Source organism: Marinobacter sp., from assembly GCF_046484525.1.
Classification (GTDB): domain Bacteria; phylum Pseudomonadota; class Gammaproteobacteria; order Pseudomonadales; family Oleiphilaceae; genus Marinobacter.
The window spans coordinates 34,758-49,731 of record NZ_JAWOIS010000023.1 but is presented as its reverse complement, the minus strand read 5'-3'; the positions used below and the strand labels follow the sequence as shown (position 1 = coordinate 49,731).

At 59.9% G+C, this 14,974-nt stretch carries 14 protein-coding genes; 5 read left to right on the top strand and 9 right to left on the bottom strand.

Annotated elements, in window-relative coordinates; genetic code table 11:
* Positions 1-65: 65 nt before the first annotated feature.
* The 3 genes from R6W86_RS05615 to mqo form a co-directional block, all read right to left on the bottom strand.
* Positions 66-2,090 (bottom strand): hypothetical protein, encoded by a 2,025-nt coding sequence (locus R6W86_RS05615; protein ID WP_410328393.1) that lies wholly within the window; start codon positions 2,088-2,090, stop codon positions 66-68.
* A gap of 56 nt (positions 2,091-2,146) precedes the next feature.
* Positions 2,147-3,379 carry an acetyl-CoA carboxylase biotin carboxylase subunit family protein gene (locus tag R6W86_RS05610; RefSeq protein WP_410328392.1) on the bottom strand — a complete coding sequence of 411 codons (1,233 nt, stop codon included), beginning with the start codon at positions 3,377-3,379 and terminating at the stop codon, positions 2,147-2,149.
* Positions 3,380-3,534: 155 nt separating this feature from the next.
* Positions 3,535-5,052, bottom strand: a complete 1,518-nt coding sequence (gene mqo / locus R6W86_RS05605) for a malate dehydrogenase (quinone) (protein WP_410328423.1) — start codon at positions 5,050-5,052, stop codon at positions 3,535-3,537.
* 285 nt (positions 5,053-5,337) lie between these two features.
* On the opposite strand from mqo, the gene nhaD reads away from it, so the two are divergent.
* Both nhaD and R6W86_RS05595 read left to right on the top strand, forming a co-directional pair.
* Positions 5,338-6,588 carry a sodium:proton antiporter NhaD gene (gene nhaD / locus R6W86_RS05600; RefSeq protein ID WP_410328391.1) on the top strand — a complete coding sequence of 417 codons (1,251 nt, stop codon included), beginning with the start codon at positions 5,338-5,340 and terminating at the stop codon, positions 6,586-6,588.
* A gap of 12 nt (positions 6,589-6,600) precedes the next feature.
* On the top strand, positions 6,601-7,590 hold the full coding sequence (locus R6W86_RS05595) for a calcium/sodium antiporter (RefSeq protein WP_410328390.1): 990 nt from the start codon (positions 6,601-6,603) through the stop codon (positions 7,588-7,590).
* A 17-nt stretch (positions 7,591-7,607) separates the two neighbouring features.
* On the opposite strand, the gene R6W86_RS05590 is transcribed toward R6W86_RS05595, so the two are convergent.
* Complete coding sequence (locus R6W86_RS05590; RefSeq protein WP_410328389.1) at positions 7,608-8,372, bottom strand: lysophospholipid acyltransferase family protein; 765 nt, start codon at positions 8,370-8,372, stop codon at positions 7,608-7,610.
* 203 nt (positions 8,373-8,575) lie between these two features.
* On the opposite strand from R6W86_RS05590, the gene R6W86_RS05585 reads away from it, so the two are divergent.
* Together R6W86_RS05585 and R6W86_RS05580 are read left to right on the top strand one after the other, a co-directional pair.
* Positions 8,576-9,802: a sulfite oxidase gene (locus R6W86_RS05585; RefSeq protein WP_410328388.1), complete on the top strand. Its 1,227-nt coding sequence runs from the start codon at positions 8,576-8,578 to the stop codon at positions 9,800-9,802.
* A gap of 65 nt (positions 9,803-9,867) precedes the next feature.
* Positions 9,868-10,188 (top strand): c-type cytochrome, encoded by a 321-nt coding sequence (locus tag R6W86_RS05580; protein ID WP_410328387.1) that lies wholly within the window; start codon positions 9,868-9,870, stop codon positions 10,186-10,188.
* Positions 10,189-10,237: 49 nt separating this feature from the next.
* Here the strand turns inward: R6W86_RS05580 and msrB are convergent, their stop codons facing one another.
* Together msrB and msrA are read right to left on the bottom strand one after the other, a co-directional pair.
* Positions 10,238-10,663, bottom strand: coding sequence for a peptide-methionine (R)-S-oxide reductase MsrB (msrB, locus tag R6W86_RS05575; protein ID WP_410328386.1), 426 nt, complete (start codon positions 10,661-10,663; stop codon positions 10,238-10,240).
* An 11-nt stretch (positions 10,664-10,674) separates the two neighbouring features.
* Entirely contained in the window at positions 10,675-11,325 is a 651-nt protein-coding gene (msrA, locus tag R6W86_RS05570; RefSeq protein WP_410328385.1) for a peptide-methionine (S)-S-oxide reductase MsrA, read from the bottom strand.
* Positions 11,326-11,526: 201 nt separating this feature from the next.
* On the opposite strand from msrA, the gene R6W86_RS05565 reads away from it, so the two are divergent.
* Entirely contained in the window at positions 11,527-12,501 is a 975-nt protein-coding gene (locus tag R6W86_RS05565; RefSeq protein ID WP_410328384.1) for a metallophosphoesterase, read from the top strand.
* Between the two features lie 25 nt (positions 12,502-12,526).
* Here the strand turns inward: R6W86_RS05565 and R6W86_RS05560 are convergent, their stop codons facing one another.
* The 3 genes from R6W86_RS05560 to R6W86_RS05550 form a co-directional block, all read right to left on the bottom strand.
* Positions 12,527-13,009 carry a CDP-archaeol synthase gene (locus tag R6W86_RS05560; protein WP_410328383.1) on the bottom strand — a complete coding sequence of 161 codons (483 nt, stop codon included), beginning with the start codon at positions 13,007-13,009 and terminating at the stop codon, positions 12,527-12,529.
* 23 nt (positions 13,010-13,032) lie between these two features.
* The gene (locus R6W86_RS05555; protein ID WP_410328382.1) at positions 13,033-14,409 is read right to left on the bottom strand and encodes a class II fumarate hydratase; all 1,377 of its coding nucleotides are present in this window, start codon (positions 14,407-14,409) and stop codon (positions 13,033-13,035) included.
* A gap of 83 nt (positions 14,410-14,492) precedes the next feature.
* On the bottom strand, positions 14,493-14,777 hold the full coding sequence (locus tag R6W86_RS05550; RefSeq protein WP_410328381.1) for a hypothetical protein: 285 nt from the start codon (positions 14,775-14,777) through the stop codon (positions 14,493-14,495).
* Positions 14,778-14,974: the final 197 nt, after the last annotated feature.

Below are 14,974 nucleotides of genomic sequence, written 5' to 3'. Positions count from 1 at the left end.
ACTCTGCTTCCCCGTCAGGCCAATTTGCCTCCGAGCATGGCATTCTTCTCGCTCGCTGCAGGTACTCAGTCGGTCCGGGGAGGTTCGGCCTGGAGACTGTCCGCGGGCACCCGGTCCACGCCCCAACTCCGGTAAATACCTTCGAGGACCCGGTTCAGTTCATCCTGACTGACATCTGCCGGCTCACCACGCTCCAGAGGATCGAAATGAAAGATATAAAGTCGTGAGCTGAACTGCTCGAACGGCAGCGACGACTCGCCAAACCGCTCGCCATGGCCGGCGGTGCTAACCTGCACGTCATCGCCCCAGTTCTGGCCACTGTCGTTGTTGGGATTGAAGAAATAGACCCGCATTTCCCCCTCGGGGTCCAACGCCACCCGCAGGATGGTGATGGCGTGCCAGCCGATGAACCGGGCGGCACTGTCGGTGACGGCAATGCCGGCGGGTTGGGGATGGATCAGGGGCTGATTGCCGTTGTAGTAGGGGTGGTAGCTAGCGTAGAAATGGCGGATGAAGCCCTCCGGGTTATCCAGCTTGCCGGTCCCCACATCCACATTGATGGAAAAACCGCGACCGGCGGACCAGCCATGGAATTCCGGATTCACCCATCGGTGCGGATCGCCCTCGCGGTCGGCACAGAGTCGACCCATTTCTGCATAGATGCGATCCAGGTGCGGCACCACCACCAGGGACACCGGATCGAGATCGAGAGTGACCTCTGAAGCCACGCCACCGGCACTTTGCGCCGAGGACACCGGCTTGCCTTCGAAGTGCATGATGATTTCATTGTCCCGGGCCGCCCAGGCCACCATCTGCAGCAGGTAATCCGGGTCGTTGTAGGCCCACATCGACAGGGCCCGGGCCGACTGACAGGTAGGGTTGTTGCCCTGACCGACGCCCAGAGGCTGGCCCAGCATGTTCAACACGCCCTGGATCAGCCAGGCAGCGGGCTGCGGGTGGTAGCCATAGGCCAGTTGCAGGCGCTCGCGGGCCTCCGGACACAGGGACAAGCGGACCTGGCGCCAAAGCGCCGGGGCCACCGGGGGCTGGTACAGGATGCCCCGTTCCAGCATCAGGGCCAGACCATACAGACCCTGGGCGGTCTCCGGGAAAATACCCTCCCGGATCAGGGTGTGGACCAGTTCCCTATAGCACAGCAGGCAATCACGGCCGGTACTGGACAGGCCCAGGGCCTCGCTTAGCAGCGCATCCTGGTCTTCCAGGATAAAACGCACGAACGCGGCGTGATACGGCGACACCAGGCCAGTGTCGTGCATGGACCGGGCAAACCCGGTGGCTTCGTTCTGCAAGGCCTGACCATCCATCGACTCCAGCCGTTGCCCATAGACCAGGGTACCTGGATCCTCACTGCACGCTCGGGTCGGGCCGTAGAGGCTGGAGATCAGCCGGTCCGCTCCCCGGCCTGCGCTGCCAAGATCGGCGTTCGGTTCAGCCCGGCACAGGGCGATCTGGGTGATCATCCGGCGCACATCGGTAACCTGTATTGGCCGCTGTTGCAGGATGCGCCAGATCTCCTCGATCAGACTGTCGATCACATGCTCGTAACCAATATGTTCCGCCACGTACTGGACAACGGCCTGGCTGATCAAAGCCAGCTTGCCCTGCTCTCGCTCGGCTTCGCCGGTCATACCGAACAGCAGGCCAAGATTGATGGCAAGTACCTGGGTCAGGTAATGGTGAGCCTGTTCTGAGGAGACCGAAGGGTGCAGATAGAGCCCCCGAGCCACCGCCAGCAGGCGCAGCTCGCTGAACGCCTCAACCACTACGGTATCGGTGTTCGTGCTCTGAAGGGCGTGGGTGGTCAGCGACGGCAGCAGGATGCCCGGCTCAGCCCAGTCGGTGCCGGCGAAGACACCCGCCTGCTCCAGCCGTTGCGCCCGCTCCTCAATGGCCTGGCAGCCACCCGGCTGCAAAAGCACCCTGCGGGCAATATCAAATACCCGCGGGAGCTTGCCGGCCCTGGCAAAGGACCGGCTTTCTTCAAGAGCCTGGATCGACTCATCAAGTCTTTGCACCAGCTTGTCAAAGTTCACTGCCGGTGCTGCACTGCCCGATTGGTGATCGTTCAAACGACGCTCTCCTGAGGGCCTGCACCAAACCCGTTTGTTATTGATTGCTCTCCCGATTATACATAGAAATCGAGTTCTTCCTGATGTTTCAGCAAATCCCTCATCCGGTAAGGGTCATCACCGAAGAAGTAGACCAGGCCCCAATGCGTGCCGAAAGCGGTCCGCTTGGTAACCGTCTCCTCCACCGGAGGCGTTAGCTCATGGCTTTCAAAGTAGTCGTCATTCTCGGTTTCTTCCGGAATCTCCAGCCGGCTGACCACCCGGCGCCTTGGGTAAACCCCGAAGCATCCGGCATAACCCTTGGCATCGACCACCTCTTTCGGGAAGAAGGCGGTAATCTCCTCCTCGGTGGTTTTGGGATCAAAGGCCAGGATCAGGCCCTGGTAGGCATTGAAGCCATAGGCACGCTCAAGCAGCTCGAACACCTTGAAGCCCGGCGGACGATAGGCCACCTCACCGAAGTACATGGTGCCATCGCTGGTGACAAAGTACTCCGGATGGACAAAGCCGAAATCGATGTCGAAGGTCTTGATCAGCTTTTCGATTTCCGCGGTGATCTGCGCCCGGTATTTCTCCAGGTCCGGTGTTGCCGGCACGAACACCGAGTAGCCGAGGGTGACGTACTCGGAAATGTTCAGGAACCGGATCTTGCCGTTATGAATCCAGGCCTCCACGGCAAATTCCCAGCCATCCAGGTGGGATTCCATCAGCACCGGGAATTCCTCCTCCGGGATGGTATCCACCTCGTCAGGTGTGCGTATCACCCGGTGCCCGAGGCAACCAGCCTTGTCGAAGGCCTTGAGGTGAATCGGATCGTTGGGGTCGCCGTCCAGTTTCAGCAGCGTCTGGTTTACTCGCTTCAGGAATCGGATCACATCGTCCCGGTCGTGGGCTTCCTCGAAGATTCCCACACGGATGCCGCCCAGCTGCGCACGCCGCTTCATCAGCGCCTTGTCCCGGAGCAGCATGGCCTGACCAAACAGACGTGGCTTATCCATAAGAACCGAGTTGATAGCGCCCGCCCACTCGACCGTTTCCTCGAATAGAGGAATGGCCACATCGACCCCCATGTCCTTTAGCACATGGGCGATTTCAAAGGAGCGCTCGTTCAGCCTCTCGAAGTTCCAGGGCACATACGGAATATTGTGCTCCTCGCAATAGGCTTCCGCCCACTCCGGAGCCACAACCACATATCGGCGATCAAACTTGTCCGCTGCCTCCACGGCATTCAGGCTCCAGCCGAGTAACGCGACATACCCCTTGTCCGGGTCGTACTTGTGCTCACTCATAGGCCTTCTCCTTTTTACTGGGTGTCTATTAACCCTAGGCTTCCTGAAATAAATCGCAACCAAAGGCGGCCGTCCGGACCCAAAAAACGCGGCGGACAGTGGGTTAGACCCACTGTCCGCCGCGTTGTCACCCTTGTCTATACTGATTGGTTATATCAGGCAAGCTTGAGCGTCGAGAGCGTCCGCCCGCGCACCTTGTTGAGAAGAGCCTCGTCGTCCACGAGGGATTGGCCGTAGGACGGCACCAGATCCCTGATACGCTCCTGCCACTGGGCGGATTTCATTTTCTCCGGGAAGCAGCGCTCAAGCACATCCAGCATGGCATTGGCCGCAGTGGATGCCCCCGGGGAGGCGCCCAGCAGAGCCGCCAGGGTACCGTCTTTGGCCGCGACGATCTCGGTACCGAATTCCAGCTTGCCACCGCCGTCTTCGGTCTCCTTGATGATTTGCACTCTCTGGCCGGCCATCTGGAGCTTCCAGTCATCCTCCCGGGCATCCGGGAAGAAGTTGCGCAGGGAGGCCACCCGGTCGGTATGAGACTGAAACACCTCGCCAATCAGGTAGCGGGTCAGGTCCATGTTGCTCTTGCTCACCGACAGCATCGGCTTGAGGTTGGTGGTACGCACCGAGCCGATCAGGTCAAGGATGGAGCCCTGTTTCAGGAAGCGGGTGGTGAAACCTGCGAACGGTCCGAACAGCAATGCCGGTTCGCCATTGATGATGCGGGTATCCAGATGAGGCACAGACATCGGCGGCGCGCCAATAGGGGCCTTGCCGTATACCTTGGAGTTGTGCTGCTGGACAATATCCTGCTTGCCACACACCAGCCACTGGCCGCTGACCGGGAAACCGCCGTAACCGCGGGCCTCTTCAATGCCGGATTTCTGTAGCAGCGGCAGCGCACCACCACCGGCGCCAAGGAACACGAAGCCGGCTTCCAGCTTGGTAAGTTCGCCAGTCTTCTGGCTCTTGACCCGAACCTTCCAGCGGCCATTGTCACGTTGGTCAATGTAATGCACCGGACAACTGAGCATCAGCTCGAAGTTGTCCTGGGTCTCCAGCCACTTCACCATGCTGCGGGTTAGCGAACCGAAGTCCACGTCCGAACCGTGATTGATCCGGGTGGCTGCCACGCGCTGCATGGGGTCGCGGTGGTTGACCACCAGCGGCATCCACTCCTCCAGCACATCCGGAGACTCGGTGTATTCCATTTCCCGGAACAGGTGATGAGCACTGAGTTTTTCGTGGCGACGTTTCAGGAACGCCACGTCCTTCTCGCCCCAGACGAAACTCTGGTGCGGCGTGCGGTTGATGAACGACTTCGGGTCGGGCAGTACGCCCTGCTCGACCAGGTAGGACCAGAACTGCAGGGAAACCTCGAACTGGGCATTGATTTTCAGCGCCCGTTCGATGGCCACATCACCATCGTCGGTTTCCGGGGTGTAGTTCAGTTCGCAGTACCCGGCGTGGCCGGTGCCTGCGTTGTTCCATCCGTCCGTGCTTTCATGGGCAACGTGGTCAAGACGCTCCACCATGACGATGTCCAGCGACGGATCGAGCTGTTTGAGCATCATGCCGAGGGTGGCGCTCATGACGCCACCGCCGACCAGCACTACGTCTGCCTGTCTAACGGCCATTGGTTTGTCCCTGGTTAGTAATGAACCTGTTCGCACCGCCACGATCAGCAGCGGCGCCTGTCGGAAGCCGGTTTCGCGCAAGGTAATTGACGCTGCCGTATGCTTCCTGTCTGAATTTGCGCGCGATTATCCCGATTTTCACCGAAATAATAAATTGCGAATGTCAACCGTTACGACACCGCCGACCCCGGCTCGGCCTGTATCCGGTGCTGTGTCTCTGTCATGGACAGTGGCTCCCAACGGGTCAAACGTCTACAATCCGGCGCGTCTTTTTTATGGCCTGCCTGAGGCCTTGCCAGAGTCACCACTTCGGGGTGCCCAATGTCCGCTCTTGATACTGTTCTGATTATTCTTGCTGTCCTGGCGCTGCTGGGCGTCATCTTTGAGGAAATCACCCACGTTAATAAGGCCAAGGTGACGCTTTTTTTTGGCACGCTGGCTTGGATGCTTCTCTTTCTGTTCAGCGGCTCGCCCGCTGAAACCGAGGCCGTCACCACCGGACTGACCGAGAGCATTGCAGAAATCGCCGGGCTTTGGCTGTTTCTGGTCGCGGCGATGACCTTTGTCGCCTACCTGAACAAAAAGGGAATGATCGAGAACGTGATCTATCTGATCATGCCGAGGCAGATAAGAGAACGGCGACTGCTGTTCCTGACCGGTCTGTTCTGCTTCATTTTCTCGTCTTTAGCAGACAATATAACTGCCACTTTAGTCTCATGCTCCCTGATTCTGTCCCTGAATCTGGAGCTGAAAAAGCGTCTACAGTTCGTCACCCTGGTGGTTTTTGCGGTGAACTCTGGGGGCGTTTCCCTGATCACCGGCGACGTCACCACATTGATGATATTTCTCGCGGACAAGGTGGAAATACTGACCTTGCTGACCCTGGCCATCCCCGCCTCCATCACCGTTTTCATTCTCGCGATTTTCCTCTCGAGAGGACTGACAGGAACTGTGACACTGCGTTCCAACACCACACCGGTACGGAAAGTGGATGCAGTGATCAGCGCCCTGTTTTTGTTAACAATCCTGAGCACCATTGCCGGTAATGCCCTGTTCAGCATTCCGCCGGTTCTCACTTTCCTGTTCGGCCTTTCGATCATGTTCCTGGTCTCCCGCTTCATGAGCAATGACTCCGACCTGGACCCGATCCTCGAATACATCCGGGTCATCGAATTCGAGACCCTGCTGTTCTTCCTCGGCATCCTTCTGCTGGTGGGCATGCTCAAAGAAATCCATGCCCTGGATTCCCTGGTGGCGATCTATGACCTTCTGCCCCCGCTGTATGCCAATTACCTGATGGGAATCTTCTCAGCAGTTATTGATAATGTGCCGCTGACCGCAGCGCTCCTGAAGTCCGGCATCGAGATGACACGAGGGGAGTGGATGGGACTGACCTACGCCGTCGGCGTGGGTGGTTCGCTGCTCATCATCGGTTCCGCAGCCGGAATTGTGGCCATGAGCAAGATCGCAGGGCTGACCTTCGGAGCCTACATGCGGTATCTTGCCCACCTCCTGGCGGCTTACACCCTCGGCTATGCCGGGGTTTACATGCTCGGACGATTCATAAACTGAGGCTTAAATTGTATGTTGATGGCTTTTGGCTCGATCATTGCCGGGCTGGTGTTGCTGGTCTGGAGCGCCGACAAATTTGTGGACGGTGCGGCAGCCGCGGCTAAACACCTCGGTATGCCGACGCTGCTGATCGGCATGGTGATCATCGGTTTCGGCACTTCCGCCCCCGAGCTGGCGGTATCTGCCATGGCAGCCGCCGATGGCAATCCGGGCCTGGCCTTGGGGAACGGCTACGGCTCCAACATCACCAACATCGCGTTGATTGTCGGCCTGACCGCCGTTATCGCGCCCATTGCGGTGCATTCCCAGGTCATTCGCAAGGAGCTGCCGCTGCTGGTGATCCTGACCCTGATCGCCGGGTCCCAACTGATCGACGGAGATCTGACCCGTCTGGACGGCGCAGTCCTGCTGCTGGTGTTTGCAGGGGTGATGGGCTGGTCCATCTTCCAGGGTATCCGGGGCAAGGATGACCCGCTTGGCGGGGAGACCGATGCCGAGATCATTGCCCACCCCATGCCACTGAAAACCGCCATTCCGTGGCTGGTGGTTGGCCTGGTGCTGCTGGTGGTCAGCTCGCGAATGCTGGTCTGGGGCGCGGTGACCATCGCCCAGAGCCTGGGAGTCAGCGATCTGGTGATCGGTCTGACCATCGTGGCGATTGGCACCTCCCTGCCGGAACTGGCCTCCGCCCTGGCTGCGGTAAAAAAGAACGAACACGACCTGATCCTCGGCAATATTCTGGGATCAGGTATCTTCAACACTCTTGCGGTGGTGGGACTCGCAGCGACCATTGAGCCGCTACAGGTGGATCCGGAAGTGCTGTACCGTGACTGGACACTGATGCTTGCCCTGACCGTTGGCCTGCTGATCATGGGTTTCGGCCTGACCGGCTGGCGCAAGTGCATATCGCGGTTCGATGGCAGCGTGCTGTTGTTGGTTTATGTGGCCTACACCGGCTACCTGCTCACCACGGTGGTTACGGCAGGAACATCCGCCACCTGATCCGTCGCGGGGCCGGCTCACTCGGCGTCGCCATCTCCCAGTAAGTCTTCCAGCCGGGTCCGCACCTCGGCCATGATTTCCGGCAGATCCTGCTTGGACTTGCCAGCCACATCGAGGGGCTGGCCGACACGCACATCCACCGGCTGCCCGAGGTTGATCTGCCAGGTTCTCGCCGGCAACACCTGGTGAATGCCCCGGATAGCCACCGGCACGATCACCGCTTCGGTATCCAGGGCCAGATGGAAACAGCCTTTCTTGAACGGCAGCAGTTTACCGTCCGGTGAGCGGGTCCCCTCTGGTGCAGCCCAGAGTACAATACCGCTTTCCATCATATCCCGGGCTTTCTCCAGGTCACGGACGGCCCGGTTGCGGTTGGAACGGTCTACCGACGGAAACTCGGCGGCCCGCATGGCCTGCCCGAGCAGCGGAATACTGAACAGTTCCTTCTTCGCCAGCATCCGGATGGACCCCGGCAGGGAGACAAAACTGACCGGGATATCATAATGGCTGGCATGGGTGCACATGATGATGTACCGCCGGCCATCCCTAAAATCCGGAACCTCTCCCCGCACCGTCAGGTTGGCACGCACCAGCCGCAATAACGCCGCCGACCATTCCCGACAGTACTGGTCAACAATCCGGCGATCCAGCTTGCCGAACAGGGCCCGAAGCAGAATCAGAAGTGAATACAGAGCAGTCAACCCAACTGAACCGAGCACCACACCGGCACGGCGCAAGAGGGTGGCGGACTCGGTAAGCGGATTCAGTTTCAGTCGGATCATGATTGCTCTGTCCTTTCCTGATCATCGGTTTTTGAGCGCCTTTCAAGTAGCCGCGCATTATAGCCGGTCCCGTTGCCGCTGGATAACAGCGAAAACTTGCATTGATCAATTATTGAACTAATTCTATAAGCAATAAGGATATAGCTGTGGCCCATCGGCCGCGGAAGGCACTGCCTTCTACAAGACGAAAAAGGAGAGGCACCATGAAACACCCAACCGATATGAGAAGGGGACCCAACGACCCCGGTCTCGAAAACCCCGGACGCAGAACCATGCTGCTGGGCAGCGCCGGCGCGATGGCGGCCGTGAGCCTGCTGGGCTTTACCCCGCTGGCCCGGGGCGAGGAGCCCAAGAGCCTGCCGGACTTCGCGGCCTGGAAGGAGCAAAACGCGCTGATCGTTCACAGTGCCAATACCATGGAGACCCAGCGTGGCGCCATCGGCCAGGGGGTCATCACCTCCAGTGACCGCCTGTTTGTCCGCAACAACCTGCCGGCTCCTTCCGAAGAGATTGTGGCCGACCGGGATGCCTGGGAGGTAAATATTGAGGGCGTAAAGAATCCCCGCGCCCTGACCATCGGCGAACTCAAGACCATGGGCATCACCACGGTGGCATCTGTGCTCCAATGTTCCGGTAACGGCCGCGCCTTCTTCCCGCACGGCGCCAGCGGCACCCAGTGGTCAGTCGGCGCCGCAGGTTGCGTCATGTGGACCGGGGTACCCCTGAGAACCGTTGTCGAGGCCCTGGGCGGGCCGGTAGACGGCATGAAATACATCACCAGTACCGGCGGTGAATCCCTGCCAGATGGCATTGATCCCAAGACAATCATGGTGGAACGGTCCGTGCCGATGCACGCGCTGGACTCTGCCATGCTGGCCTGGGAGATGAACGACGAGCCCCTGCCGCTGACCCATGGAGGTCCGCTGCGGATGGTGGTTCCGGGCTTCTATGGCGTGAACAACGTCAAGTACGTCAAGAACGTCGCTTTCACCGAAAGCCAGACCGACGCCAAGATCCAGGCCTCCGGCTACCGCATCCGCGACGTGGGCAAGAAAGGTTCACCAGACCAGCCGTCCATGTGGGAGATGAACGTCAAGTCCTGGGTCACCGCTCCCCTGGAAACCGGCCGTGCCGGACGCAACATGGTCTATGGCGTGGCTTTTGGTGGCACTAAATCCCTGGACAAGGTGGAAGTCTCTACCGATGGCGGCCAGAGCTGGAAACAGGCGCAGTTCCTGGGGCCGGATCTGGGACCTTATGCATGGCGTCCGTTCGTGCTGGCTGCAGATCTCTCATCCGGCGAACATCGTATTGTGAGCAAGGCGACTGATGTCGACGGCAACAGTCAGCCGGAGGGCCGCACCGAGAACGAGCGCGGTTACGGGCACAATGGCTGGAAGGATCACGGAGTGACCGTCACTGTAAGCTGACCATCCGGGGCGGCTGACCAGGGAGAAGCAGCCGCCCGCCTTTATCTTTATCGGATCCATACCACATGAACAAGAAAGCTGTATTGGCCATCGCTGGCCTGATGACCTTTTCCCTCCAGGCTTCAGCAGAGGACATGACCACCCGGGGCAAGAATGTCTTCACCCAGGAAGCCCAGCCTTCCTGCACTATCTGTCACACCCTCGCCGATGCCGGTTCCGACGGTGCCATCGGACCGAACCTCGACGATCTCAAACCCACCGAGGACCGGGTAAGGATGGCCGTGACCCAGGGCGTTGGCGTGATGCCATCGTTCGAAGCAAGCCTGTCCGAAGAACAGATCAAGGCAGTCGCCCATTACGTTTCGACAGTGACCGGCGGCAAGTAACGAAAAAACGGGGCCAGCGCCCCGTTTCCATTATCCGGTTTATTCCCGTTCACTCCGTTTCCCTGAACACCATGGCAATGGAGTTCAGGCAATAGCGCTGTCTGGTCGGAGGCGGCCCATCGGGAAAGACATGCCCCAAATGGCTGTCGCAGCGCGGGCACCGGATCTCGGTGCGGGTCATACCCAGGCTGCGGTCTTCCAGGTAGCGGATATGATCCGGGTCGAAGGGCTGGAAGAAACTTGGCCAGCCGGTCCCGGAATCGAATTTCGAGTCCGAACTGAACAGGGGCAGGTCACACAGCCGGCAGTGGTAGACACCGGCCTTCTTGTTATCCAGCAACGTGCCACAGAACGGGTGCTCGGTGCCGTGATCGAGCAGGACACGCCGCTCGTCGGGCGTCAGATCCACCGCTTTCTCGTTCACCTGAGCCTGCGTTAATGGCGTCAGGTCGTAACCTGATACGGATACGGTCATAAGCTGCCTCCTCAGGCCTGGCCCGATTCGTTGTCGGTGAATTCAGTTTTCAGGCGGTCGCCGTAGCTGTCCACCAGCTTTTCCATCTTGGGGGCCGCCACCGCCATGATGTAGGGCTGATAGGGGTTCCGGGCGGCAAAGTTCTGGTGGTACTCCTCCGCCGGATAGAAGGCCTCCAGCGGCTCCAGGCTGGTCACGATCGGGTCGGGAAAGACGCCGGCGGCATCCAGCTGGTGGATGTAGGCCTCCGCCACGGCTTTCTGCTCCGGCGTTTCATGGAAAATGGCCGAGCGGTACTGCGTGCCGCGGTCGTTGCCCTGACGGTTGAGCTGGGTTGGATCGTGCGCCACGGAGAAGAACACTTTCAGCAGCTCGCCAAAGCTGACCTTCGCCGGGTCATAGCGGATTTCCACCACCTCGGCGTGGCCGGTGGTACCGGTACAGACCGCCTCGTAATTCGCGGTTTCGGCACTGCCCCCGGCATAACCCGAGGTCACCTGGCCGACGCCATCCATGGCCAGAAATACCGCTTCCACGCACCAGAAACAGCCCCCGGCCAGCACCACGCGCGCCTCTCCGCCCTCACCCGGCAGATCCCGCTCCGGGTCCGGAAAGCGGCTACGGGGCACGGTCAGTCCCGGTATATTGCATGACTCTGTCATAGTCACCTCTGGATTGGATGTCTTTACATCTAGCTTAGAGAGTTTTACGAACAAACCCCAAACCGGGACTTCCACTACCGAACATGAACATCGCGCCTGGCAAGTTGCATCCCCCCATCAGCCAACCATAATGAAAGACAGGGTTTGCCATTGCTTTTGCAGGCACTCAGCCAGAACCCGCTCGGCATCAAGGAAAGAATAATGACGGCAAGGGCTCGTGCACCTGAAAACCAGAATGAACTGCTGGAGTACCGCCTCAGCCTGCGTCTCGGGCCGGTTCACGCACGCCAGAGGCTTGGCATCGAGGAAGAGTCCGAGGCTCTGGTCTTTGGTAAGGACCACCATTCCTTTCACCTGGAAAACCTGACCAATGCCCCCGGGCTGATCCGGTTCTGCCTCAAGTGTGTCGGCCTGTTTCGCCGTGGCCAGGCCAATACCCTGAAACTGTCCACCGTTCACAACCAGTTCGTCATCCCCGACCTCCCCGAGGCCTTCGAGGGCTATCGCATCCTGCACCTGACCGACCTGCATGTGGATATGGACGAGGCCAACCTGCAGGCGGTAATTCGTCAGATCGAGCGCCTCGACTATGACCTGTGCGTTCTGACCGGGGATTATCGCCGCCTGACCTGGGGTCCGGTGGATGAGGCTCTCGCGGGTATGGGCCGGTTGCGCGCGGCAATCAAGGGCAAGCCTTACGCAGTACTGGGCAACCATGACAGTATCCGCATGGTGCCGGCGCTGGAGGATATGGGGTACCAGTTACTACTCAATGAGATGGCACCCCTGGAACGCAACGGCCAGAAGCTGTACCTGGCCGGCGTGGACGACGCTCACTTCTACAAGGTCCACAACCTGCACCGGGCCGGGGATGACATCCCCGTCGGAGCCATCAGCATCCTGCTCAGCCACACCCCGGAAATCTGGCGCGAGGCGGCTCATGCCGGGTATGACGTATTCCTGTGCGGCCACACCCACGGCGGCCAGATCTGCCTGCCCGGCGGCATCCCTGTGACTCTTGACTCCGACTGCCCCCGCTATCTGGGTCGCGGCTACTGGCAGGTCAACGACATGCAGGGCTATACCTCACCCGGGGCCGGCACATCGGTGCTCAATGTCCGGCTGAACTGCCCACCGGAAGTCACTATCCACACCCTGACCCGGGGTCCGCAGTAGGTCAGCGAATTAACCAGACGGGACACTAGTGGGGCTTGTCTCGAATCCCGAGCTGGTGCAGGAGCGGGGAAAGCAGGATATTGGAGAACGTGAACAGAACGACGACCAGCAAGGCACTGCCCCACCCGACCGGCACCCAGAAGATGGCGAGGATCATGGGCAGGGCCGCTTCCGGGATCTGATCCAGGCCTAGTGCCCGGGCACTGGACTGCAAACCCATCCGGCGTTTGATGAAGCTGCTGATGATGTCACCCAACAACCCCAGAAACCCGAACAGCGCCCCGAACAGGAAGCCCAACCCGATGACCAGGGAGAACAGGGCACACGCCAGGCAGCCGCTGACCAGCCCCCGCCAGGTCTTGCTTGTTCCCAGCACCGGCCTGCCGTCGGACCAGAGCCGGTTGCCATCAACAGGCTGCCCCCAATGCTCCCCGAGGATCCTGGCCGCTACCACGGGGGCACCGTTGGCGAGCACCAGCATCACATACAATTCCAGCGACAACAGCAACGACCAGTGCTCCTTTTTGCTTTTCAGTCCAGACCGCCCCGGGTCAGTTTCAGGGGCTCCATCAACTGCTCCAGTCGCGCCCGGCTGAGACCGCTGAGTTCCTCGGCCACATCAATCACCGGACGACCGGTCCGGTAGGCTTCCTTGGCGATATCCGCCGCCAGACTGTAGCCGATCTCCGGATTCAGCGCGGTGACCAGCACCGGGTTACGGCCGACACCGGCATTCAGGTTGTCCGCGTTGACGGAGAAATCCCTGATGGCCTTGTCCGCCAAAATGGTCGCCGCATTACTCAACAGGCTGACCATATCCAGCAGGTTGCCACCGACCAGCGGCAGCATGACATTGAGCTGGAAGTTACCGGACTGGCCGGCAATCGCCACAGCACTGTCCAGTCCCATCACCTGGGCCCCCACCATGGCCACCGATTCGGGAATCACCGGGTTGACCTTGCCAGGCATGATGCTGGAGCCCGGCTGCAGCGCCGGCAGGCTGATTTCTGCCAGGCCGTGGATCGGGCCGCTGTTCATCCAGCGAAGGTCGTTGGCAATCTTGGTGAGCACAATGGCCACACCCCGTAACTGAGATGACAGCGCCACTGGCGCATCGACCGCACTCTGGCCAACAAACTTGTGTTCCAGGGACCGGAAAGGATAACCGGTATTACTCTTGAGGAACTTCACGAACTGCCCGGCGAACTCCGGCGCGGCGTTGACACCGGTGCCCACGGCCGTGCCGCCTTGTGGCACGGCCATCAGTTCGTCGGTTGCCGCTTCCACACGCTGCTGTGCCGCCACCAGCTGCTCGCGCCAGGTCCGCAGTTCCTGGCCCAGGGTGACCGGCATGGCATCCATCAGATGGGTCCGGCCAGTTTTCACTTGCTCCGCAAACAACGCTTCCCGCTCGTAGACAACCCCGCGCAAATGGGTCAGGGCCGGCACGAGGGATTCTTGCACCGCCATGACCGAACTGACATGGATCGCCGTGGGAATCACATCGTTGGAGCTCTGGCTCATGTTGACATGATCGTTGGGATGAATATCCACTCCCTCCTTCCGACACAGGGCGGCGATCACCTCGTTGGCGTTCATATTGGTGCTGGTGCCGGATCCGGTCTGGTAACGATCCACCGGGAACTGGTCGGCATAGTCGCCGCTGATCAGGGCATTGCAGGCCTGGACGATGGCATCGCGCCGCGCGTTATCGAGCAGTCCGAGGCTGGCATTGGCCTCGGCGGCCGCTTTCTTGATCTGCGCCACCGCCTTGATGAACGTGGCCGGCATGGGCTGGCCGCTGACCGGAAAGTTGTCGACGGCCCGCTGGGTCTGGGCGCCCCAGAGCGCATCGGCGGGTACATGGACTTCACCCAGGCTGTCTTTCTCCGTTCTGAATTCGCTCATGTTCCCTCCTGTCCGTCCGTTTACGTTGAGGTTTTACCCGCACTTACGAAGCCACCTCGGCTCCGTATCATTGCACAACCGCTTCAGTCGTTGACATGGCTTCGGAGGCGCACATGGTCGCAGATCCCCGTCACCTGCTCAAAATTCAGAATCAGGGTGTGCACGGTGTTGGTATAGGTATCGTGCAGGTGGAACTTGAAGCGTTGCTGTTTCTCACCCTGCAGGAAGGCGTCGTACTCCCGGACCAGCTCGCGGACATCGCCGCCCTCGTTCTTGGTCCAGGTCGCGTTGAATGGTCCGAGCACGGCGCCACCGGCCAGGCAGATGGTGACTTCGTGGTTGGTCAGCCCGGTATCGGAATTGCTCATGGCGTTGGGTCTCCTTTTCCCTGGGGTTGGTGAGATAAGTGTAGACCCTGCAGGAATAATCGGGGCTCAGAAAACCGCCCCAGCAGGCTGGCAAGGAACGCCCGGAGGCGATTCGGTTTGACCGGCTTATTGAGAATCGGCAGGTGCCATCTGCGGGAGGCGACATCCACTTGGTAACCGAGGATCCGGCACATACG

Excerpts from the sequence above, each read along its gene's own strand:
- R6W86_RS05610 (WP_410328392.1), bottom strand. The coding sequence starts at position 3,379 with ATGAGTGAGCACAAGTACGACCCGGACAAGGGGTATGTCGCGTTACTC.
- nhaD (WP_410328391.1), top strand. The coding sequence starts at position 5,338 with ATGTCCGCTCTTGATACTGTTCTGATTATTCTTGCTGTCCTGGCGCTG.
- R6W86_RS05595 (WP_410328390.1), top strand. The coding sequence starts at position 6,601 with ATGTTGATGGCTTTTGGCTCGATCATTGCCGGGCTGGTGTTGCTGGTC.
- R6W86_RS05590 (WP_410328389.1), bottom strand. The coding sequence starts at position 8,372 with ATGATCCGACTGAAACTGAATCCGCTTACCGAGTCCGCCACCCTCTTG.
- R6W86_RS05585 (WP_410328388.1), top strand. The coding sequence starts at position 8,576 with ATGAAACACCCAACCGATATGAGAAGGGGACCCAACGACCCCGGTCTC.
- R6W86_RS05580 (WP_410328387.1), top strand. The coding sequence starts at position 9,868 with ATGAACAAGAAAGCTGTATTGGCCATCGCTGGCCTGATGACCTTTTCC.
- msrB (WP_410328386.1), bottom strand. The coding sequence starts at position 10,663 with ATGACCGTATCCGTATCAGGTTACGACCTGACGCCATTAACGCAGGCT.
- msrA (WP_410328385.1), bottom strand. The coding sequence starts at position 11,325 with ATGACAGAGTCATGCAATATACCGGGACTGACCGTGCCCCGTAGCCGC.
- R6W86_RS05565 (WP_410328384.1), top strand. The coding sequence starts at position 11,527 with ATGACGGCAAGGGCTCGTGCACCTGAAAACCAGAATGAACTGCTGGAG.
- R6W86_RS05555 (WP_410328382.1), bottom strand. The coding sequence starts at position 14,409 with ATGAGCGAATTCAGAACGGAGAAAGACAGCCTGGGTGAAGTCCATGTA.
- R6W86_RS05550 (WP_410328381.1), bottom strand. The coding sequence starts at position 14,777 with ATGAGCAATTCCGATACCGGGCTGACCAACCACGAAGTCACCATCTGC.